The organism is Williamsia sp. R60 (assembly GCF_054063855.1).
The window spans coordinates 1,353,921-1,375,589 of the sequence record NZ_JBSSGR010000002.1 but is presented as its reverse complement, the minus strand read 5'-3'; the positions used below and the strand labels follow the sequence as shown (position 1 = coordinate 1,375,589).

Sequence of the window (21,669 nt, the reverse complement as noted above, 5' to 3'; positions counted from 1 at the left end):
CCGGTTGGTCCGTTCGACCCGATTGGTCCGTCGACTCAGTTGGTCCGTCGACTCAGTTGGTTCCGTCTAGTCGGTGACCCTCAGGTGGGTGACGTCGCCGGCCGCGACCGGCACGTTCTGACCGGGAGCCACCTCGACGACCACTCGGCCGATGCTGTCGATTGCCGTCGCCAGCCCCTCGATCTCTTCGCCCGCAGGCATCTGCACCCGCACTCGATGTCCGAGGGTCGCGCAGGCAGCCCGGTAATCGTCGGCCACCGCGCCGAGATCGCCCGGCCACTGGTCCAGTCGTCGTGACAGTGCTCGCAGAACGGCGCCGGCGAGCTGGGTCCGGTCGACGGAGGCTCCCGCCAGGTCCAGTGAGATGGCGGTCGGGACGGGCAGTTCCGCCTCGGTGAGGCTCACGTTGATCCCGAGTCCGATCACCACCACGGGCCCGCTCGGTCCATGGGTCAGCTCGGCAAGGATCCCGGCGACCTTGCGTCCGCCGTAACCGTCGTCGGTGGCGGTGTCGTCACCGAACAGCAACACGTCATTGGGCCATTTGAGCCTGGGACTGAGGTCGGTGGTCTCGGCGATACCCTCGACCACCGCAAGACCCGTCAGAAGCGGCAGCCATCCCAGTGCCTGAGGTTGGTCCGACGTGTTCGCCGGCGCGGCGACCGACAACGCCACCTGCGCTCGGGGCGGACTCTCCCACTGCCGGGAATGTCTGCCACGCCCCGCGGTCTGGTGCTCGGCGATGAGCACGGAACCAGCGCAATCGGTGGACCCGGCAAGACTCACCAGATCCGCGTTCGTGGACCCGGTCTCCTCGACCACGCGAATCGACCGCCATCGGGTGCCGGTCACCGCTTGTCGAAGGGCCTCGTGGTCAAGGGGCGCTCGCTCGTCGGTCATGAGGTCTGAGCGTAGAGCGCGAGCGACGCGATCCGCCACGGAACAGAGCGAAGTACGTGTGTCGCTCGGTACCGAACCAAACGTGAGAGAAGCCTCAGGTTAGCCCGCTCACACCAGCGAAAACGGGTGTGGATAGCATCATGGCCATGACGAGTGCCCCCCAGGACGTGCCATCGACGCCGGATATCCACACGACTGCAGGAAAGCTCATCGACCTGCACAATCGTCTCGCCGAAGCGAAGCATCCAGTCGGAGAGGCGGCGGTCGAGAAGACCCATGCCAAGGGAAAGCTGACCGCCCGCGAGCGCATCACCCATCTGCTCGACGAAGGTTCGTTTGTCGAGCTCGACGCCCTTGCCCGTCACCGCAGTACCAACTTCGGACTCGCCGAGCGCCGTCCGCTCGGCGACGGTGTGGTGACCGGTTACGGAACCATCGACGGACGTGAGGTCTGCGTCTTCAGCCAGGACGTCACGGTCTTCGGCGGCAGCCTCGGCGAGGTCTACGGCGAGAAGATCGTCAAGGTGATGGACCTGGCGATCAAGACCGGCCGTCCGCTCGTCGGCATCAACGAGGGTGCCGGTGCCCGCATTCAGGAAGGTGTTGTCTCTCTGGGTCTCTACGGCGAGATCTTCCACCGCAACGTCCGGGCCTCGGGTGTCATCCCTCAGATCTCCCTCATCATGGGTGCCGCGGCCGGTGGCCACGTCTACTCGCCCGCCCTCACCGACTTCGTGGTGATGGTCGACGGCACCAGCCAGATGTTCGTCACCGGACCCGATGTCATCAAGACGGTCACCGGTGAAGACGTCACGATGGAAGACCTCGGTGGCGCACACACCCACATGGCAAAGTCCGGTGTCGCGCATTACGTCGCCAGCGACGAAGAGGACGCGCTCGACTACGTGAAGGAATTGCTCAGCTACCTGCCGAGCAACAACCGGGCCGAGGCGCCGCGCTTCCCTGTGGCACAGCCGGCCGCGGGGTCGATCGAGGACACCCTCACCGATGAGGATCTCGAACTCGACACCCTCATCCCCGACTCCCCGAACCAGCCGTACGACATGCACGAGGTCATCCGCCGCATCCTCGATGACGACGAGTTCCTCGAGGTGCAGGCCGGCCGCGCGGCGAACATCATCGTCGGTTTCGGTCGCGTCGACGGCCGCAGCGTCGGCATCGTCGCGAACCAGCCGACCCAGTTCGCCGGCTGCCTCGACATCGACGCCTCGGAGAAGGCCGCGCGCTTCGTCCGCACCTGCGACGCCTTCAACGTGCCGATCATCACCCTGGTGGACGTCCCGGGATTCCTGCCGGGCACCGACCAGGAATACAACGGAATCATCCGGCGCGGCGCGAAATTGCTCTACGCGTACGGCGAGGCAACGGTTGGCAAGATCACCGTCATCACCCGTAAGGCCTACGGCGGCGCGTACGACGTCATGGGCTCCAAGCACATGGGTGCCGATGTGAACCTGGCGTGGCCGACGGCCCAGATCGCCGTCATGGGAGCCTCGGGCGCGGTCGGATTCGTCTACCGCGGCAAGCTCAAAGAAGCTGCGGCCAACGGAGAAGACGTGGATGCGCTGCGCTTGCAGCTGCAGCAGGAGTACGAGGACACTCTGGTGAACCCGTACGTGGCAGCTGAACGCGGCTATGTCGACGCGGTCATCCCGCCGTCGCACACCCGCGGTCAGATCGCCACGGCGCTCAAGCTCCTCGAGCGCAAACTCGTCAACATGCCACCGAAGAAGCACGGGAACATTCCGCTGTGAGTGCAGACAACACGCCAGAGACGAACGCTGCGGACGGCACCGGTGACGCCGCTGCGGCTCGGCCCTTCCTCCGAATCGTCAAGGGGAATCCATCGGACGCCGAGATCGCCGCGGTCGTAGGTGTTTTCGCCTCGGCAGGCGGTTCGGGTGTGGAAGAGGACCCGGGGCCACGCAACCTGTGGGGCACCCCGTCCGACCGGCTGCGTGCCGCCGGCGGTCTTGCTCCCAACGCTTTTCCGAACCTGGCCTTCGGTTACTGAGCCGATGCACACGGGTGGGCGCCGATGACCCGGGTGGTCCTGGCATCGGCGTCACCCGCACGCCTGCGGATACTGCGGGCCGCCGGTGTCGATCCACTGGTCGAGGTCTCGGATGTCGATGAAGATGCGCTGATCGCCCAACTCGGCGACACCGCATCTCCCTCCGACGTCGTCACGACCCTCGCAAAAGCCAAGGCGGACGATGTCGCCGGCCATCCGGGCATCTCCTCGATCGATGACGCGATTGTCATCGGGTGTGATTCGATGCTGCACCATCGCGGCATCCTGTCCGGCAAACCTCACACTCCCGATGTGGCTCGCGCTCAATGGCTTTCGATGCGCGGCTCGGTTGCCGACCTGTTGACAGGCCACTGCGTGCTCCGGATACGCGGAGGCTCGGTGGTCGCAGAGGCTGTCGCGTTCGCGGGCACCACGATTCGTTTCGGTTCGCCCACCGATGAGCAGGTGGACGCTTACATCGCCACCGGCGAACCACTGGCGGTGGCCGGCGCATTCACGCTCGACGGACTCGGGGGCTGGTTCATCGACGGTGTCGACGGCGACCCGTCGTCGGTGATCGGCATCAGCCTGCCGCTGGTTCGGACCCTACTCGATCAACTCGGGGTCAGCGTGACCGACTTGTGGTCGGCCCGTTGACGATTGCGACCATGCGGCGCCCATAGGGCTCAGGCCTCCGCGAGCACTACCAGAAGGTGTACGGCAGCCCCCACGAGCTGAGCTCCTCACCGATCTGCGACCGGAGTGTGCCGACATCGCCGAAGTGGTCTGGGTGGATGCCGAACACCGTGATGGTCACCTTGTCCCCGTATTCCACCGCCCACGCCGCCACGGCGGGACCTTGAGCACGTCGGTTGGCAATCGGCCGACCGCGGACGATGGCGCGGATCCCGAACGATTCCGCGGTCTCGGTACCGAGCCGAAGCGCGCTGGGCGGCACCACCCCGAGATTCGAGACGGTGGTGTCGGGGCCGGGCACCGACTGCATCAGCTTTCCGATCAGCCGTCCCGGCAGGAGCCGGACGACCGGTTGCAAGTTGTCGGCCATCTTGTCCGACTCGGCGTCGGCGTAGTCGATGAACGCCTGCTTGCTCAATGCCCGGATCTCGGCCAGGCCTCGCTTTGGGCTGACCGGTCCGTCGATCCGAATCCACACGCCGCCCGAGGCGTTGGCCCGTTCGTCTCCGGCTTCACGTTTGCTGACCGCCATGCACACCCGGAGCTCGTCATCCACCGGAAGGTCCGTCCGCTGGACCAGTCCGGCGAGTACGGCCGTGAACAGGCTGTTGGTGGTCCCTCCATGCTCTCGTGCGGTGTCGGCCCACCGCTCGCGATCCACATCGAGGATCACCAGGGTGGTGTCCGGGCCGGGCGCATCCGGTGATGTCTTGGTCGACGGCGCTGCACGTCGAGACGGGCTCGGCGCCTTCGTCTGATTCCGCAACGCACCGCCGAGAATTCTGAGCGCCCTGGCCGCAGCCAACAGCTGGCCGGCGGCATCCACCACGTCCGCTCGACGGCCACTGCGGCCCCCGGTCTCCGCATGCGTGGACAACCGGTTCTGCGATGTGCCCGCCTGGGCCGCCGCCAGTGCCGCATAGACCCCCTCGCCGTCAGAGATCATGTGTGACACCAGCAGTGACAGCACCAGCTTGCCCGATCGAGTACGCGCGGCGTCCAACCTCCAGCCCCGGCCCGCTGCGGGCGCGAGTTCGCCCTCACGTACTCGCGTGTCCAACCAGGAGGCGATGTCGTTGTCACCGATCGGCTTGTCGTCGATCGCCACGTCCGGGACGTCGTCGGCCCGAACCCACCGGTCGCGTGCGAACGGGACTGTCGCACAACGCACTTTGCGGTTGAGCGGACCTGCCGACAGCTGGTCTCGCAGCCGAAGCACCACTGCCTCGCCCGGGTCAGAGGCGAACACCCACAGGAACTGGATCGGCGCGCTGAGCCCGAAGAGCCGTTCGGCGAGATGGTAGGACTCGTCGGGTCCGGTGACCCGATCGAACCCGCCGACGAGGCGTTCGGTCGTCGTCATTGTCGCGCCCTCTCGTTGTCCTGGAACATGTGCTTGTCACCACATCCGAAACGGCACGCCCCACGCCCGAAGTTCCTCTGCGAGAAGGCGGCCCAGTTCTGCACTGTCGGCGATGTGCATCTCGTCGAACGCCGCAACGGAAAAGGTTGTGGTTCCGCCATATTCGAGTAGCCATGACTGCACGCCGTCGCCGAAGCGGTACGGCAGTGCCGCATCCACTCCCTGCGCGATCCCCCGGAAGGCAACTCCTGATGCCCCCACCCCGCCCACTTCGGTGAGCTCTGGGGTGAACACTCCGACATTCGAGGCCACCGCGTCGGGCATCCCATCCCCACTGCTCACCGCCTTGATGATCAGCTGCGCGGGCAACAACCACATCAACGGCTGGAGGTGGATCATCGCGGGTCGACGACCGGCGTCCAGGGCGGTGAACGCGGCCTTGCACTGTTGCCGAATGTGACGCAACGTCCCACCGGGAACAGGTTCGTCGGTGAGTGTCACCGACACACCCGCGGTCGCGTTCGCCCGGTCGTCGCCGTCTGTCCGCTGACTGACGGGAATGCCCACCTTGATCGGGACACCGAGTGGGGCGCATCCGCTCGAACGCAACACTCCGGTGATCGCGGCGATGAACAGTGAGTTGGACGTACCGCCGTGCTCGGCAGCGACTTTGGTCCACACGTCGGAGTCGACACTCACCGTCGACCAGGAGGCGTGCGCACGGGGCGCACGTTCGTGCATGGGCAGGCGAGGCATTCGGTCGATCGCCCCGCGCTTGCCGAACATCGACGCGCCGCCAGCCGCAGCTGCGCGCACCACTCCCCCGATGGCCGAACCGATATCGGACAGCAGATCCACGCCGTCGTCGATCAGTTGCCGCCGCGGACCGACGGCAGATACCCTTGAGCACAACGGTTCTGGCCTGCGGGCAGTGAACGCCTCGACAGCCGCACCGACCATGTTCTGTCCGTCCGTGACAAGGTGAAGAGCGGTCAGCGACAACGCGAATCCGCCTTGTTCGGTGAACACGCCACGTAGCCGCCACGGCGGCCCCGTCAACGGGTCGAGTGGCGCCGACTCGAGTTCGGAATCCGCCCAAGCCCCCACCAGATCCGAGTCGATCGGCGTGACATCGATGATCAGATCGGGGTGCGTGTGCGCCCGCACCCATCGCGGCCGGACACCGGGCAACCCGGAGACGGCCACGAGTCGGTTCAGCGGGCTCGATACCAGATTCTTGTTGATCGTGGCCAGAGCCTCCCGGCCCGGCGGCCGGTCGAATGTCCAGACGAGTTGCAGCACCACGGACCAACCGAGTTCCCGGTGGAGGAACCAGTACGTGAAGTCCCCGGCCTCGAGCCGGCGCGTACGACTCATCGGCTCGTCACCACGGCCGGCGACCAGTCGGTGACCGATGCCTCGATCAGATCAGCTGCAGCCGTCGCTGCCTTCTCCGGCGAGATGAGCTGTGCAGCAATTGCGTTCGCGCGCCTGGTGTACTGCGGATCGAGGACCGTACGCAGCCGGTCCTCGAGCGAGTGCGCATCCAACTGCGACAGCGTCATCGAGGCACCGACTCCGAGACGCTCGAGTTGAGCGCCCCAGAACGGTTGATCCGAACCCACCGAGCAGACCACCGCAGGTTTCGCCGCACGCAGGGCGGCCGATGTGGTCCCAGCTCCTCCGTGGTGGACCACTGCCCGACACGCGGGCAACACAGTCCGGTGGTCGACCTGTCCGACGATGCGCACGGTGTCGTCGGAACTCACGTCGAAGTCGTTCCACCCGGCACTGACCACGGCGCGCTCACCCACGCCCCGGCACGCCCGCCCGATTGCCATGACCAATGCGCCGGGATCCGCCACCGGCATGCTCCCGAACCCGAAATAGATCGGTGGTGTGCCCTCGGCCATCCAATTCCGCAGCCCCTCAGCATCTTCCGACCATTCGCAGGCGCTGTCACCCAGACCGACAAAGCCCACCATCGGCCGGTCGGCACCCCACTCCTCGGCGAGGTCCGCACAGAACAGCGGGTCGTACGCCTGTATCTCCCGTGCCCCGTACTTCCTCATCCGAGTCGGTAGGTCGGTGCCCGCGCATGCCATCTCCATACGCGCACGCTCCCGGTTCTCCCGCTTGCGCGTCAGGCCCCAGAGCGCGGCGTCGACCAACTTCCAGCTGACCCGGTTGACCAGCGGCGCCAAGGACAGCGGCGCACCAGGAAACGGTGAGAAGTACGAGTTCGACCGCACCGGCGCGTGGTGCAACGAAATGAGGGCTATGCCATGGTGTTCGGCGAACAGCAAAGCGACCTGTTCGGTGGTGAACCCGGTGACGATCGCGTCGGCCCCTTCACTCAACTGGGCCATCGTGTCGATCATCTCCACCCAACCGACATCACGTAATTCGTTGAACGCCTTGAGTCGCGCGACCGGTCCACCCGACCGCACCCGGGTGCGCACCAGCTCGGACTTCATATGCGCACGGGTGTCGTAACCGAACGGGACAACATCCACCCCGAACCCAGCAGCGAACTCGACCAGATTGGGTGGTGCAGCAAAAGTGACAACATGACCACGACGCTGCAACTCGGCACCGATCACGGCCGCGGGCTGAATGTCACCGCGCGTGCCACTGAACGCGAACAGTAGCTTCACGTCCCACTCCGCATCAGTTCCATGCATACCGATCGTAGGGCAGCGGCACCGCTTGCGCAGCATCAGAAGACCGGCGTCACATCATCTGCCGAGCACGGTAAGTCTGCCTGGCGCTTACGATTTGCCGAACCCACACCACCCCCCGATACTGTGCGGACGAGGAGGACCATGAAGATTGTTCTGTCCTGCAACGGCAGCCGGGGTGACGTGCAGCCGGCGATGGCACTGGGTTCTGCGCTGGCACACCGAAACCACGAGGTGACCCTGGCCGTTCCACCCAATCTGGAGTCATGGGCGGCCGATTCCGGCCTCGCCACCCAGCCATGCGGTATCGACACCGACGAACTCCTCGGATCAGATCTCGTGACCAGAGACCTCAAGTCATCGAATCCCGTGAAACGCCTTCGAGCCGTGTCCGAGATCACGCTGCGCGGCGGAAGTCGGTTACAGCATGATCTGCACGCCGTGGGACAGGGTGCCGATGTGATCATCGGCGGCAGCGCGGGTCAGGAGCGCATCCTCAATGTGGCCGAATCCCTCGGCATTCCGTATGTGCCACTGCACTACTGCCCCATGCGCAAGAACTCGGTGATCTCCCCGCTACCTTGGCTACCGCCCTCGATCACGGCGCACAGCTGGACGATCCTCGAGCGCATACTCTGGCACACGAGCGCATCCACCGAGAACGAGCTGCGCCGTGAGCTGGGGCTCGGCCGCGCGAAGACTCCGGCCGCATCGCGCATCGCCGGGCAGGGCGTGCCTGAACTGCAGGCCTACGATCCGCTCCTGTTCCCCGGCCTCGGCGACGAATGGGGGCGGAGTCGTCCTCTTGTGGGCTTCCTGGAGTACCTCCCTTCTCGGCCAAAACTGCAGAGCGACTTGACACATCGCTCCCTCGTCGACTGGCTCGATGCCGGCCCGGCGCCGCTGTACGTCGGCTTCGGCAGCATGAAGATCGGGCACCCCAGCATCATCGAGCACGCGATCGTCGCGACCGCGGAACGACTGGGGTTACGTGTCCTGCTCGTCACCGGCGGCAGCCATCTCTCCGTCGACTCCGCCGATGACCGCTTCTTCGTGACGCCCACCATCGATCACAAGACGGTGCTTCCTCGGTGTACCGCAGCGGTCCATCACGGTGGAGCGGGTTCGACTGCCGCTTCTCTGCGTGCCGGATTGCCCACCGGCATCTGCTGGTTCGGGGCGGATCAGCCCATGTGGGGGCGACAACTCACCAGGCTGGGGGTCGGGATGTCCACGCCGATCTCCGGCATCGACTCCGACAAGCTGACGTCCCTGGTCAGCGCCCTCATCGAACCGGGCCGGCGCGAAGTTGCCCGAGCCACGGCCACCTCGATGATCAAGCCTGAGTGCGCCGTCGCTTCAGCCATCACGATCATCGAGGAAACCGTCAGCCCGCACCTACCGAACAGAGGAACCAGATGAACTCGAAGATCCTGTCCGTTGTCGTGCCGGCGTACAACGAAGAGGAAGCGATCGGACCATGCCTCGACAGTCTGATCGGCCAGCTCGATTTCATCCGCGAGATCATCGTGGTGGACAACAACTCCACCGACCAGACCGTCGACATCGTGTTGTCGTACGCGAAGCAGATCCCCGAGATCTCCCTGATCTCGGAACCGCAGCAGGGTCTGGTGTACGCACGAAACACCGGACTGGACACAGCAACCGGGGACGCGATCGCGCGGATCGATTCGGACACGATCACGCCGCCTCACTGGGCACGCACCGTCGTGGAGTTCCTGCAGCACGACACCGAACAGCGGTGGGCCGCACTCTGCGGTCGGGGCGAGGCGTACGGACTGCCGTACGGGGACGCTGTCGAACGCCTCAAGAACCGCTTCGATCCACTCCGCGGTCGTCGCCGACGCCGGCATACGGTGAAAGACGTACCCGTTCTGTACGGCTCGAACATGGTGGTCCGGCGCGAGACCTGGCACCTGGTACGCGATCTGGTGAGCATGCGCCGAGACGTCTTCGAAGATGTGGACACCGGGCTGTGCGTGCAAGCGGTCGGCGGCAGGAACGCTTTCCTGCCCGACATCACCGTCGGGGTCTCACCACGACGGATGGAGTCGAGCATCCCGGCTTTTGTCCGATACATGAGCTACCTGCCACGTACCCTGTTGCTACACAAGCGTTATGGATTCGCCGCGGCCGCCGTGTTGGTCTACCTGCCCTGTGTGACCCTCCTCCACGCCGGCCGGTTGCTGGTCATCCGGACCTACGACAAGGAGTCGGACACTTTCGCCGCAAAGCATCTGTTACGACCGGTCACCGATCGAATCGCACCGTGATCGGCAACCGCGGCCCTGTGCCGTCCGGGATGCCCAACGGACGCTCAGGTTTTCACCATGTAGACGCGCAGGGTCAGCGGGGCGAAGACCATCAAGACGATGAATGCCCCGGCCAGCGACCATGCGATCTCCGGGCCGAAGTGCCCGTCGACCGCCAGTTCACGGACTGCGGAGACCAGGTGTGAGACCGGATTGACCGACGCGAACGCCTGCATCCACCCGGGCAGGGTATCCACCGGCACAAGAGCGTTGGACACAAACGTCAGCGGCATGAGCACCAGCATCGAGACCCCCTGGACGGTGGACGCCTTGTTCATCAACACCCCCATCAGCGCAAAGATCCAACTGAGTGCGAATGCGACGACGATCACCAGTACACATCCGGCAATCAGTCCGGCGATGCTGCCCGGTCGGTATCCCATCGCGAGCCCCACGAGCACGGTCACGCCGGTGGCGATGACATATCGCACGACATCCGCGAGCAGTGACCCGGCCAGTGGTGAGATACGGGCGATGGGCAGGGATTTGAAGCGGTCGAAGACGCCCTTGTCGAGGTCCTCCCGTAATTGCACGCCGGTGGTGACCGACGCCGCCACCGCGACCTGCACCAGCACTCCTGGGATCAAGATCGGCAGGTAGGCGGGTACGTCTCCGGCGATGGCACCACCGAAGATGCTGGAGAAAAGCACCGTCAGCACGATCGGCAGCACAACGACGTCGAACAACTGCTGTGGGTTGTGTTTGAGTTTGAGCAGACCACGACGGGCCATCGTCAGTGCCTGGGACACCGACTCGGAGACCGACACGTGATCGGCGATCACCCGGTCGGCCAGCAGTGCCGCGACCTTGGGGTCGTACCCCTCGACGCAGATCGTGCCGCGAGTGGATGTCTCCAGCCCCATCAGGCCGCGTCCTTCCCCTGGTCCGGTATCGCTTTTCGGTCGCCGTCCCGGCCTTTTGTCTGTTGATTCCCGGTGATCGCGAAGAAGACCTCATCGAGGCTCGGCCGCTGTACGGTCATCTCACGCACACCGATCCCTGCCGCACGCAGGGCGAAGAGCACCTCGGGCACAGGCTCCATGTCGGTGACGGGCACCGCCACGGCCGCACCGGCAATGCTCACCTCCGAGTGGGTGATGGCGCCTGCGATCCGAGCAGCGTCCGATGCCGTTGCCGCATCGATCAGATGGAGCATCAAGGTGGAGGTGCCGACCGCGGCTTTGAGGTCGTCGGCCGTGCCGTCGGCGACGAGGCGACCGTTGTCGATGACCGCGATACGGTCGGCCAGCTGGTCGGCCTCCTCGAGATATTGGGTGGTGAGCAAGACGGTGGACCCTCCGGAGACGAGTTCCCTGATAGTCGACCACATCTGAGCCCGCGTGCGGGGGTCCAATCCGGTGGTCGGTTCGTCGAGGAAGATGAGCGGCGGCCTCGAGATGAGGCTTGCCGCCAGATCGAGTCTCCGTCGCATGCCGCCGGAGAAGTGCTTGAGCGTACGGTCGGCAGCATCCTGGAGACCGAACTCAGCGAGCATCTCGTCGGTCTTGTTCGTGGACTGGGTCTTCGACAAGCCCAGGAGTCGACAGAAGATGTTCAGGTTCTCCGCGGCGGTCAGATCCTCGTCCACCGACGCATATTGTCCGGTGACCCCGATCAGCGACCGGACCGCGTTGGCCTGTCGGACGACGTCGAATCCGAACACCTGCGCCCGCCCCTCATCTGGCCGCAGCAAGGTCGCAAGCATCCGAACGGTGGTGGTCTTCCCCGCACCGTTCGGACCAAGCACTGCGTAGACCGTCCCCGCCGGCACCGCCAGATCGACGCCGTCGACCGCATGGAAATCGCCGAAACTCTTCTTCAGACCGGTTGCCTCGATGGCCAGACCAGAACCGACTGCCATCTCGATCTCCCTCATCTGACAGTTGTTGGTGCATCACGACTGTTGGATCATCACGACGATCACGTTCAAGGACAACCTGTTTCGCCGATGTCCGGCGTCACCGGTGCCGACGAACAGATCGGCGGAGCACCCGTTCCCGAAATCTGTTCCGGCACAGCACCCGGCCGCCGTGCACCCCAGCTGAACCTGAAGACGAGTAGGGCCGCGATGCGCACCCGCCTGTGACGAACATAGCCCTGTCGAACACTGGGTGGCAACCGCTGCGATGACGCGTGCCTGCGCCGACGTCAGATTCTGTGGTGTCGCTAAAACACTGTCCAACACTGTATTTCACATGCACGACACACCATCGACACGTGGTAGCAAAACGAATGGCAGGAACTTCGGGCCTGCGTGACGAACACCACGTCCTTTTGCTGAGGCAAAGACCCATATCCGGTCCTAGTGTTGAGGAGCGCAGCGAATACTCCCGCGCATCCGGCGCAGTGCGGCGTCGCCCACCTCCCCCTTCTTCCCGCGGGTTCCCCTGTCGTGCGTGATCATCCCGAATCGGATACTGCAACATGGAATTCACTGAACTGGCTGAATACCACCTCCCGTCCGGGCGGGTGACCGAATGGACTCCGAGCACCGAGGGTGACGGCGAGTGCTGGGCGGTCGACAATCGGCCGCTGACCTATGTCCACGAACACCACGTGGTCCGGGGGTTGGCCTACGAGACGCGTGACGTTGACGAATCATCGTGGCTGGGAGGCGTTTTCGAAGTTCACGAACGCTACGACGACCGGGCACTCGCCCGCACCCTGCGAAGCTGGATGCTCCGGCACGAAGCCCTCCGAACCACGGTGGCCACCGGGGTCGACACGACGGGTGCCATCTCGATGACCAGGCTCACCAATGCCGGATGCGTTCTCGACATGCGGCCACGTGTTGCGGGGCCCATCGACGCATCGAAAATCCACGACCACCTCACAGGCCTGTTCGATTCCCGGATCTCGGCACTGCGGTGGCCACACTGTCTCGTCGCTTCCATCACCGAGGTCGAAGGTGCTCTGCCGGGAGACGGATTCGTCCTGGTGTTCGCGGCGGACCATTCGGTGATGGACGCCTACTCGATGTTGTTGTCCATCAATGAAATACAGCGTTTGTACGCGTTCGAGGTGCGCGGGGCAGAGCATCAGTTGCCGCAGATCGGCAGCCACATCGACTTCAGTGTCACCGACCGGCTCGCCGGAGGATGCCTCACCGCCGATCATGTGGCGGTACGGGCTTGGGACCGTTTCCTGGGCGTCGGCACCGGCGCGTTCCCCGCCTTCCCTCTGCCCGTCGAGGCCGTAGGCGCACCACACGTCACCGACTGCGACATCTCGGACCGGCCACAGGCGGGCACGTCGTCATGGCTTTTGTCGAACGAGACTGCCGCGGTGGTGAACGCACACTGCAGACGACTCGGGTTCACACTGCAATCAGCCGTCCTTGCTGCTCTTGCGACCACTACGCGCGAACTCACCGGCATGAACACCCTGCGTTTCACCATGCCGGTGCACACCCGCCACGAGTCGCAGTACGCCGAGTCGGTCGGCTGGTACGTGGGCATCATCCCGGTCGAGATCGACATCACCTGCGCACAATCGTTCGCCGACTGCATGTCCGCAGCCGCGGCGGCAATTGCGGAGCGAAAGGACTTGTCTCGCTACCCGTACCCGCGGGTCGCCGAGTTGCTCGAGAACCGGGCGGTTCCGCGATTCGTCGTGTCCTACCTCGACGTGCGATTCGTTCCGGGGGCGCACGATTGGGTCCGGTGGCGCGCGCACACGCTCCGCAGCGCGGCCTATTCCGGGGACGAGGTCTACCTCTGGATCTCCAGGACGCCCGAGGGACTGAACATCTCGGCTCGATACCCGGCCACCGATGTGGCTTCTACGAACGTGGCGGCCTTCATCTCGGGTCTCAACAATAAGTTGGCGGAGCTGACCCAGGAACACCGGTTCCACGCCTTGACACCTGCCCCGTTCTCGCTGACGTACTCGGAGGACAAGTTCCCCGCGTAGTCGAGTCCCCCCGAACACATCTCCCTCTCAGACAAGGAGCCAGGACGTGATCCTCACCGCGATGGATTGGTGGACGCCCGCCCCCGGCGTATTGCTGGAGTGGCACCCGAGTCCCACGTCGGCCTCGCGAGCCCTGGCCGCACCGACCGCGCCGGGCCCACTCACGTTCTTGCAGGAGAACCACCTTCGCGGTTGCCACGCGACCGCCGCCGCGGGTGGCGAACACAACGCATATCTGGGAGCAGCCACCGAAGTGGACGGTCCGATCGACCTTGCGGCGCTCAGTCGGGCCCTGCGCACTCTCACCCTTCGGCACGAGGGACTGAGGACCTGGTTCCGCACCGACACCACGCAGATCACGCGCATGCTGACCGAGCCCGACGCGGTCGAGTTCGAGGCGCACCGCGTGGGCGACTTCACGACCGATACCGAGTTCCGGCGGTACATCCACGCCAGACTCGGCACCGAGGCAATCTCGACGAGTTGGCCAGGTTTCGCGTTCGGGGCCATCAGCAGACCGGGCGGTTTCACGATGTATTACGGCTGCGACCACGCCCTGTCGGACGGTGTCTCACAGGCACTCGTGCTCGACGAGATCGCCGAACTATACGAAGCCGGGAAGAAGGGGACCGCGCTACCCGCGCACGTCAGCGCAGCCACGGGGAGCTTTCTCGACTACGCGAGCCTGCAGAACGACGTCGCCGCACGGTTCACCGACGACTCACCCGAGGTCGCAGAGTGGGTGGACATCTTCACCTCCCACGGCGCCGCGATGCCGCGGTTCCCACTCGATCTCGGGCTCGAGCCGGGAGAAACCGCGCCGGTGCGACCGATCGAGTTCGACCTGCTCGACGCCGCAGGTGCCGATCGGTTCGAACGCGTGTGCAGACAGTCCGGCGCAGGCGTGATGGGCGGCATATACGCAGCCGCAGCGATAACCGCACTCGAACTCACCGGCCGCGCAGACTACTTCGCCATCGCCGTGCTGGGCACCAGGTCGAGGGAGTTCGCGCTGTCCCAGGGATGGTTCTGCAACTTCGCACCGGTTGCGTTCGACGTGGCGTCCGCTGGTTCGTTCACCGAGGTCACCGCGGCGGCCCACGCCGGCCACGTGCGGGCGAAACGTCTCTCATCTGTGCCTCTGCCCGTGGTCATCACCGCCCTGTTGCGTTCAGGAGTGGATCCCCGCGATGTCGCCGGTACGCCGAACCTCCTGTCCTACCTCGACTTTCGGCGATTTCCGGGTGATGGCCGGCCCGCGCACGATCGTGGTGTCATATTCACCGGCGAGGGTCGCACCGCTAACGCATCGATGTGGTTCAACCGCGACCGCAGACGGCTCTACCTGGGACTCCAGACCCCCGACACAGCAACGGCGCAGCTCGAGATCAAGCGATATCTGCAGCGCCTCTGGGAGGTGATCGACACCGTCGCACGCGAAGGTGACTACGCTGTTGCGAGTACCCCCGTCGAGGAGCTTGCGCTTGCACGTCACCACGATTGACCGCTACTCGCCCGACCCCGGTGTCCTCCTGCGGTGGTCGGTGGACAGCTCCGCGGATCGCGTGGTCGCCTCCGCGGTGCCACCCTCGTTCAATCAGACCTTTCATCTCGCCGGCGCGGAAGACGGAACCATCTGGCTGGCAGCAGCTTTCGATGTGGACGGCCGAATCGACACCAAAGCACTGGAACGGGCGTACCGCCTACTGATCGCACGGCACGGCACCTTGCACAGCGGGTTCGTACGAACCGACGGCGGAATAGCTCGCGAACTGCACGACGCGTCGCACATCACCCTCGTTGCACGCACCGGGATCGAGACGACGTCGTCGGCCGATCTCCGCGATCTGCTGTGGAACTCACTGAACGATGCCTGTCACCCGTTCGGCTTTCCGGCCTACCTGTTGGCAGCCATCGACCGCGCCGAGGGCTCTACGGTATTCTGCGGATTCGACCACTCACACGTGGACGCCTACTCCATGTCGATCATCGTGGGCGATCTGCACCAGCTCTACCACGCGGCCAAGGCCGAACCGGGTGGTTCCATCGCCGACAAAATGCCGATGGCAGGCAACTTCGTCGACTACTGCGCCGCGGAATCCGACGCTGCGCCCATCGGGCGGTCCGACCCCCGCATGCGGGCGTGGCTGACCTTCTTCGACGAGCACGAGAACACCGCCCCGTCGTTTCCACTCGACCTCGGACTGCTCCCGGGTGAGAAAGCGCCGCAGGCGGTCGACCTACGTCATCTGCTCGGACCCGAGGCCACCGACCGCTTCGACAGCCGGTGTCGGAGCGCCGGGGCGAGCACTTTCGCCGGCGTCCTCTCGGCGATGGCACAGACAGTCCGCGGCCTCGGCGGCGGACCACAGATGTCCATGCTCTTCCCCGTACACACCCGACGCACGGAGCCGTGGCAGAACGCGGTCGGGTGGTTCACCACCAATGCACCACTCGAGGTTGTCGCGGACGAGAACTTCGATGAGACCGTCGCCCGCACGGGCCCCGCGTTACGCGCGGCGGTGAAGCTGGGCGAGGTGCCAGTGCCCCAGGTGCTCGAGGCGATCGGCGGAATCCACCGCCGTCGCGACGACATCTTCATGGTCTCGTACGTCGACTACCGGAGACTGCCCGGCTCGGGCACACACGAGGAGATCGGGGCGACTCACATCTCGAACGTCACCACCGCCGACGACGTCCAGTTCTGGATCTCCCGCACAGATCGGGGGCTGGCTCTGCGCACCCGCTACCCGGACACCGAAACGGCTGTATCCGTCATGGGCACCTTCCTCGACGAACTGGGTCGCAGGCTCGCCACCGAGTGGTGACACGTCCGGCATCAGGTCCTCCGGCCCCGTCCACTGCGTCGGTGTTGCCGTCGGCACTACGCTCAGGGGGTACACCCGCACGCATCGTCCAGCCCGATTTGGAGCACCGCACGTGACCGTTGAGATCGACAACAATCCCGGCTTCGCCGACTATGTTCATCCAGAGCGCCTGGTGAGCACCGAATGGCTCAGCGCCCACCTGGGAACCAACGGCCTCAAGATCATCGAATCGGACGAGGACGTGCTGCTGTTCGACATCGGCCACATCCCCACCGCACAGAAGGTCGACTGGCACCTCCACCTGAACGACCCGGTGACCCGCGACTACATCTCCGGCGAACAGTTCGCAGAACTCATGCGCAGCAAGGGCATTCGCCGCGACGACACCGTGGTGATCTACGGCGACAAGAGCAACTGGTGGGCCGCGTACGCACTCTGGGTCTTCACCCTGTTCGGTCACGAAGACGTACGACTGCTCGACGGCGGCCGCGACGCCTGGTTCTCAGAGGACCGCGACATCACCCTCGACGTCCCGGTGTACCCGGAGTCCGACTACCCGGTCGTCGAACGAGACGACTCGCTGATCCGTGCGTTCGCCGACGAGGTGCGCGGAGCACTCGGTACCGAACCACTGATCGATGTCCGTTCGCCGCAGGAGTACTCCGGTGAGCGCACGCACATGCCCGAGTACCCCCAAGAGGGTGCGCTGCGTGGCGGACACATCCCCACCGCGGTCTCCATCCCGTGGGCCAAGGCGGCCGCCCCGGACGGCCGGTTCAAGCCGAAGGCCGAACTCGACGAGTTGTACGCCGACTTCAAATCTGATGAGCCCACCATCGTCTACTGCCGGATCGGCGAGCGGTCGTCGCACACCTGGTTTGTGCTCACCCACCTGCTCGGGTTCGAGAAGGTACGCAACTACGACGGCTCCTGGACCGAATGGGGCAACGCCGTGCGCGCCCCCATCGTGACCGGAACCGAACCCGGAACCGCCCCCTCGACAAGTGGCAAGAGGTGACGGCCGCCCTCGATGAGATCGCCGAGGACTTCTCGGCGCTCACCGACTCCGAGAAGATCCAGCTGCTGCTCGAGTTCTCCGACGAACTCCCCGAGCTGCCAGACGATCTCGCCGAAGCGGCGATGGAGCCCGTTCCCGAATGCCAGTCCCCGCTGTTCCTCTCGGTGGACGCGAGCAACCGCGATTCGGTGCAGCTGTACTTCAGCGCGCCGCCTCAGGCACCGACGACACGTGGCTTCGCGTCCATCCTGTACCAGGGCCTCAACGGTGCCGGTGCTGACGAGATCCTTGCCGTACCAGGCGACTTCTACACACGGCTGGGACTGGAATCGGCGATCAGCCCGCTGCGACTGCGTGGGATGTCGGCCATGTTGTCGCGGATCAAGGCACATCTGGGCCCATCGAGCCCGGTGCCGGGACGATGAGATCGCGTTGTCATGAAGTTCATCCAGATGATGGATCAGCCCGTCGAACCTGGCGGGCTGGTCGAGTGGTCGCCCTTCACCGAGGGCGGATTTGCGCAGTGGACGGCTGATTCGCGGCCCACGTCGCACAATCACGAGCAGCATCTGCGCGCGGCGTTCGAATACCGGCTGCGCACCAAACGTGAGGGCGGCCGCGAATCGTGGCTGGGGCTCGCGATCGATTTCGACGAGCCGATGTCGGTACCGGCCATCCGCGCGGCACTGTCGACCTGGATCGACAGGCACGAGGTGCTGCGCAGCCATGTTGTCATCTGGGCGGACCGCCTGGCCCGGCTGACCACCCCGCCCGGATCGGTGAAGCTGAAGATGGGGCGAGTGGGCTGGTACGGCGAACCCGGCCCCCTGCTGGATCAGCTGGCAGGTTCCTTCGACCGGGCGACCGCGCCGCTGCAATGGCCCGCTTACATCTTTGCCACCGTTGCGCGCGAGGACTCGTTCACGCTGCTCTTCGCGGCCGATCACTCTCTGGTGGATGGCTACTCCCTGATCATGGGCCAGTACGAACTCGTGGCGCTCTACACCGCGCACCGGCGCAAGGTGGAGCCCGACCTGCCGCCGGTGGGTTCGTACGTGGACTTCAGTGCCCATCAGCGGCGAGAGGCAGACTCGGCAGGCGCCGAGCACGAGGCCGTTGCGGTGTGGGCCGACTTCCTGCGCGACTCGGGCGGGGAACTGCCCCGGTTCGACATCGCCGACGAGGACGGGACGGCGGTCGAAGCCCCGACCCCGTCACCGCAGCCGGGTACCGATCTGATCCCCCAGGGCTCGATCACGGCGGATCTACTCGACGACGAGCAGACCAACCGATTCACGGCGGTGTGCTCAGCGGCGGGCGGCTCGTTGCTGTCCGGGGTGATGGCGGCACTGGCGATTGTCTACGCCGAGCTCGGCGGAGGCCCGGTGTTCCGGTGTGTCATCCCCCGGCACACGCGCACCGATCAACAGTGGTTCGGGGCACTCGGCTGGTTCGTCGCCACGGTCCCTTTTCGTCTCGACACCTCAGGCGCGACCGATTTCGGACAGATCATCGCCCGGGCGGCGGACGAGATGCGTCGCGTCCGCAAAGCCGGGAACCTGCCCTACCTGCGGGTCGGCGAGATCCTCGGACACACGGGAGACACAGACATCCCCGACCCGAGATTCGTCGTCTCGTTCATCGATCTGCGTTTCGCCCCCGGACACGCCGAGGCGGACGCCGGCCGGGCGAGGGTGCTGCGTAGCCACAACTACTCGAACGAAGAGGTGTACATCTGGGTGCATCGCACTGCTTCGGGCATCCGCATCTCGTCGCGCTTCCCGGCACAAGGCCGCACCCATCGGCAGGTCGGACGTTATCTCGGCGCCTTCGGAGACTTTCTCAAAGAGGTCGGCAATCGCAGCACCTACGGGCCGCAACCGGGCGCCCCCGAGCACGAATCGGCGCTTTGAAAAACGTTACCGGTGAGTAGGTATCGGTGACCGAACGAGCGATCTGTGGGCCAGCAGTCGTGCCTGTTCGGCGGGGTGCTTAGACTCCATCTAGTGCCGTCCCCCACATCCCGCGGGAAGGCATGCCCACGTAACAACACATCGAAATCCGAGACAGTGTCACCGACGCGCATCGACCAGCGCCCAACAGGAGATCAAGTGCCAAGTCACGCCAGCACAGCACTCACGAAAGTCCTCATCGCCAACCGGGGCGAGATCGCGGTACGGGTCATCCGGGCTGCCAAGGACGCCGGATTGACCAGCGTCGCGGTGTACGCCGAACCGGACGCCGATGCTCTGTTCGTGAAGCTCGCCGACGAGGCTTTCGCACTGGGCGGTCAGACCTCGGCCGAGTCGTACCTGGTTTTCGACAAGATCCTCGACGCCGCGGCCAAGTCCGGGGCCGACGCCATCCACCCCGGCTACGGCTTCCTCTCGGAGAACGCCGACTTCGCCCAGGCTGTCATCGACGCCGGGCTCACCTGGATCGGGCCGTCGCCCCAGTCGATCCGCGACCTCGGTGACAAGGTCACCGCACGTCACATCGCACTGAAGGCCAACGCACCGATGGCCCCCGGTACCAAGGACCCTGTCAAGGACGCGGGTGAGGTCGTGGCCTTCGCCGAGGAGCACGGTGTCCCCGTCGCCATCAAGGCGGCATTCGGCGGCGGCGGCCGCGGCATGAAGGTCGCCTACACGATCGAAGAGATCCCCGAACTGTTCGACTCGGCCACCCGTGAGGCAGTTTCGGCATTCGGTCGCGGAGAGTGCTTCGTCGAGCGCTACCTCGACAAGGCGCGCCACGTGGAGGCCCAGGTCATCGCCGACCAGCACGGCAACGTGATCGTGGCAGGCACCCGCGACTGCTCGCTGCAACGCCGCTTCCAGAAGCTCGTCGAAGAGGCGCCCGCACCGTTCCTCACCACCGAGCAGCGCGAAAAGATCCACTCCTCCGCCAAGGCCATCTGCAAGGAAGCCGGCTACTACGGCGCCGGCACGGTCGAGTTCCTCGTCGGGGCCGACGGTCTGGTGTCGTTCCTCGAGGTCAACACCCGTCTGCAGGTCGAACACCCCGTCACCGAGGAAACCGCCGGCATCGACCTCGTCCGCCAGCAATTCCGCATCGCAGCAGGCGAAAAGCTCGAGTTCACCGAGGATCCGACCCCTCGCGGTCACTCGTTCGAGTTCCGCATCAACGGTGAGGATGCCGGCCGCGGCTTCCTCCCGGCTCCCGGACCGATCTCGGTCTACAAGGAGCCGACCGGCCCCGGCGTCCGCGTCGACTCCGGTGTCGTCGAAGGCGACGTGATCGGCGGCGGGTTCGATTCCATGCTCGCCAAGCTGATCGTCACCGGTGAGAACCGTGAGCAGGCGCTTGAACGGTCACGACGCGCACTGGCCGAGTTCCAGGTCGAAGGTCTGGCGACAGTCATCCCGTTCCACCGCCACATCGTGTCCAACCCGGCCTTCATCGGTGACGGCGAGGGCTTCGACATCTACACCAAGTGGATCGAGACCGATTGGGACAACCCGATCGAGCCCTACACCGGTGGACAGCCCATCGAGGACGACGACAACGAGCCCCGCAAGACCGTGGTGGTCGAGGTCGGCGGACGGCGCCTCGAGGTGTCGCTGCCGGGCGATCTGGCCCTGGGTGGTGGCGGATCCAATGGCGTCGCCACGAAGAAGCCCAAGGCACGCACACGTGCCAAGGGCGGTAACGCCGCTGTGTCCGGTGACGCCGTCACCGCGCCCATGCAGGGCACCGTCGTCAAGGTCTCGGTCACCGAGGGCCAGGAAGTCGCCGCGGGCGATCTGGTTGTCGTTCTCGAGGCCATGAAGATGGAGAACCCGGTCACAGCCCACAAGGACGGTGTCGTGACAGGCCTGGCCGTGGAGGCCGGCGCCGCGGTCACCCAGGGCACGGTCCTGTTCGAGCTGAAGTAGGCGT

At 65.3% G+C, this 21,669-nt stretch carries 18 protein-coding genes; 12 read left to right on the top strand and 6 right to left on the bottom strand.

The window, feature by feature from the left end:
* Window positions 1–66 precede the first annotated feature (66 nt).
* Window positions 67–900 (bottom strand): biotin--[acetyl-CoA-carboxylase] ligase, encoded by an 834-nt coding sequence (locus ACVWY6_RS13265; protein ID WP_062800154.1) that lies wholly within the window; start codon window positions 898–900, stop codon window positions 67–69.
* A 146-nt stretch (window positions 901–1,046) separates the two neighbouring features.
* Between ACVWY6_RS13265 and ACVWY6_RS13260 the strand changes: the two genes are divergently transcribed.
* From ACVWY6_RS13260 to ACVWY6_RS13250, 3 genes are read left to right on the top strand one after another with little or no spacing between them, the layout of a single operon-like run.
* Entirely contained in the window at window positions 1,047–2,675 is a 1,629-nt protein-coding gene (locus tag ACVWY6_RS13260; RefSeq protein ID WP_023961579.1) for an acyl-CoA carboxylase subunit beta, read from the top strand.
* Entirely contained in the window at window positions 2,672–2,935 is a 264-nt protein-coding gene (locus tag ACVWY6_RS13255) for an acyl-CoA carboxylase subunit epsilon (RefSeq protein WP_030174090.1), read from the top strand. Before ACVWY6_RS13260 ends, ACVWY6_RS13255 begins: the two co-directional genes overlap by 4 nt.
* 24 nt (window positions 2,936–2,959) lie before the next feature.
* Window positions 2,960–3,592 (top strand): Maf family protein, encoded by a 633-nt coding sequence (locus tag ACVWY6_RS13250; RefSeq protein ID WP_457538506.1) that lies wholly within the window; start codon window positions 2,960–2,962, stop codon window positions 3,590–3,592.
* A 46-nt stretch (window positions 3,593–3,638) separates the two neighbouring features.
* Here the strand turns inward: ACVWY6_RS13250 and ACVWY6_RS13245 are convergent, their stop codons facing one another.
* From ACVWY6_RS13245 to ACVWY6_RS13235, 3 genes are read right to left on the bottom strand one after another with little or no spacing between them, the layout of a single operon-like run.
* Window positions 3,639–4,994, bottom strand: a complete 1,356-nt coding sequence (locus ACVWY6_RS13245; RefSeq protein WP_457538504.1) for a hypothetical protein — start codon at window positions 4,992–4,994, stop codon at window positions 3,639–3,641.
* 36 nt (window positions 4,995–5,030) lie between these two features.
* Window positions 5,031–6,371 carry a hypothetical protein gene (locus tag ACVWY6_RS13240; RefSeq protein ID WP_457538502.1) on the bottom strand — a complete coding sequence of 447 codons (1,341 nt, stop codon included), beginning with the start codon at window positions 6,369–6,371 and terminating at the stop codon, window positions 5,031–5,033.
* A complete protein-coding gene (locus tag ACVWY6_RS13235; protein WP_457538500.1) occupies window positions 6,368–7,651 on the bottom strand; it encodes a glycosyltransferase in 1,284 nt (427 codons plus the stop codon). Before ACVWY6_RS13235 ends, ACVWY6_RS13240 begins: the two co-directional genes overlap by 4 nt.
* 168 nt (window positions 7,652–7,819) lie before the next feature.
* Between ACVWY6_RS13235 and ACVWY6_RS13230 the strand changes: the two genes are divergently transcribed.
* Window positions 7,820–9,097, top strand: coding sequence for a glycosyltransferase (locus ACVWY6_RS13230; protein WP_457538498.1), 1,278 nt, complete (start codon window positions 7,820–7,822; stop codon window positions 9,095–9,097).
* Window positions 9,094–9,969 carry a glycosyltransferase family 2 protein gene (locus tag ACVWY6_RS13225; protein WP_457538496.1) on the top strand — a complete coding sequence of 292 codons (876 nt, stop codon included), beginning with the start codon at window positions 9,094–9,096 and terminating at the stop codon, window positions 9,967–9,969. The genes ACVWY6_RS13230 and ACVWY6_RS13225 overlap by 4 nt, the downstream gene beginning before the upstream one ends.
* A 44-nt stretch (window positions 9,970–10,013) precedes the next feature.
* Here the strand turns inward: ACVWY6_RS13225 and ACVWY6_RS13220 are convergent, their stop codons facing one another.
* Window positions 10,014–10,871: an ABC transporter permease gene (locus ACVWY6_RS13220; protein ID WP_400726483.1), complete on the bottom strand. Its 858-nt coding sequence runs from the start codon at window positions 10,869–10,871 to the stop codon at window positions 10,014–10,016.
* On the bottom strand, window positions 10,871–11,869 hold the full coding sequence (locus ACVWY6_RS13215) for an ATP-binding cassette domain-containing protein (RefSeq protein WP_457538494.1): 999 nt from the start codon (window positions 11,867–11,869) through the stop codon (window positions 10,871–10,873). Before ACVWY6_RS13215 ends, ACVWY6_RS13220 begins: the two co-directional genes overlap by 1 nt.
* 563 nt (window positions 11,870–12,432) lie before the next feature.
* Here ACVWY6_RS13215 and ACVWY6_RS13210 point away from each other — a divergent pair.
* The 7 genes from ACVWY6_RS13210 (at window position 12,433) to ACVWY6_RS13180 (ending at window position 21,665) form a co-directional block, all read left to right on the top strand.
* Window positions 12,433–13,920, top strand: a complete 1,488-nt coding sequence (locus tag ACVWY6_RS13210; protein WP_457538492.1) for a condensation domain-containing protein — start codon at window positions 12,433–12,435, stop codon at window positions 13,918–13,920.
* 46 nt (window positions 13,921–13,966) lie between these two features.
* Window positions 13,967–15,424, top strand: coding sequence for a condensation domain-containing protein (locus tag ACVWY6_RS13205; protein ID WP_457538490.1), 1,458 nt, complete (start codon window positions 13,967–13,969; stop codon window positions 15,422–15,424).
* Window positions 15,405–16,748: a condensation domain-containing protein gene (locus ACVWY6_RS13200; protein ID WP_457538488.1), complete on the top strand. Its 1,344-nt coding sequence runs from the start codon at window positions 15,405–15,407 to the stop codon at window positions 16,746–16,748. The genes ACVWY6_RS13205 and ACVWY6_RS13200 overlap by 20 nt, the downstream gene beginning before the upstream one ends.
* Before the next feature lie 112 nt (window positions 16,749–16,860).
* Window positions 16,861–17,766 carry a sulfurtransferase gene (locus ACVWY6_RS13195; RefSeq protein WP_116915749.1) on the top strand — a complete coding sequence of 302 codons (906 nt, stop codon included), beginning with the start codon at window positions 16,861–16,863 and terminating at the stop codon, window positions 17,764–17,766.
* Window positions 17,763–18,191, top strand: a complete 429-nt coding sequence (locus tag ACVWY6_RS13190; RefSeq protein WP_023961605.1) for a SufE family protein — start codon at window positions 17,763–17,765, stop codon at window positions 18,189–18,191. Before ACVWY6_RS13195 ends, ACVWY6_RS13190 begins: the two co-directional genes overlap by 4 nt.
* A gap of 12 nt (window positions 18,192–18,203) precedes the next feature.
* A complete protein-coding gene (locus tag ACVWY6_RS13185) occupies window positions 18,204–19,679 on the top strand; it encodes a condensation domain-containing protein (RefSeq protein WP_457538486.1) in 1,476 nt (491 codons plus the stop codon).
* A gap of 198 nt (window positions 19,680–19,877) precedes the next feature.
* Window positions 19,878–21,665 carry an acetyl/propionyl/methylcrotonyl-CoA carboxylase subunit alpha gene (locus ACVWY6_RS13180; protein ID WP_062800134.1) on the top strand — a complete coding sequence of 596 codons (1,788 nt, stop codon included), beginning with the start codon at window positions 19,878–19,880 and terminating at the stop codon, window positions 21,663–21,665.
* Window positions 21,666–21,669 lie beyond the last annotated feature (4 nt).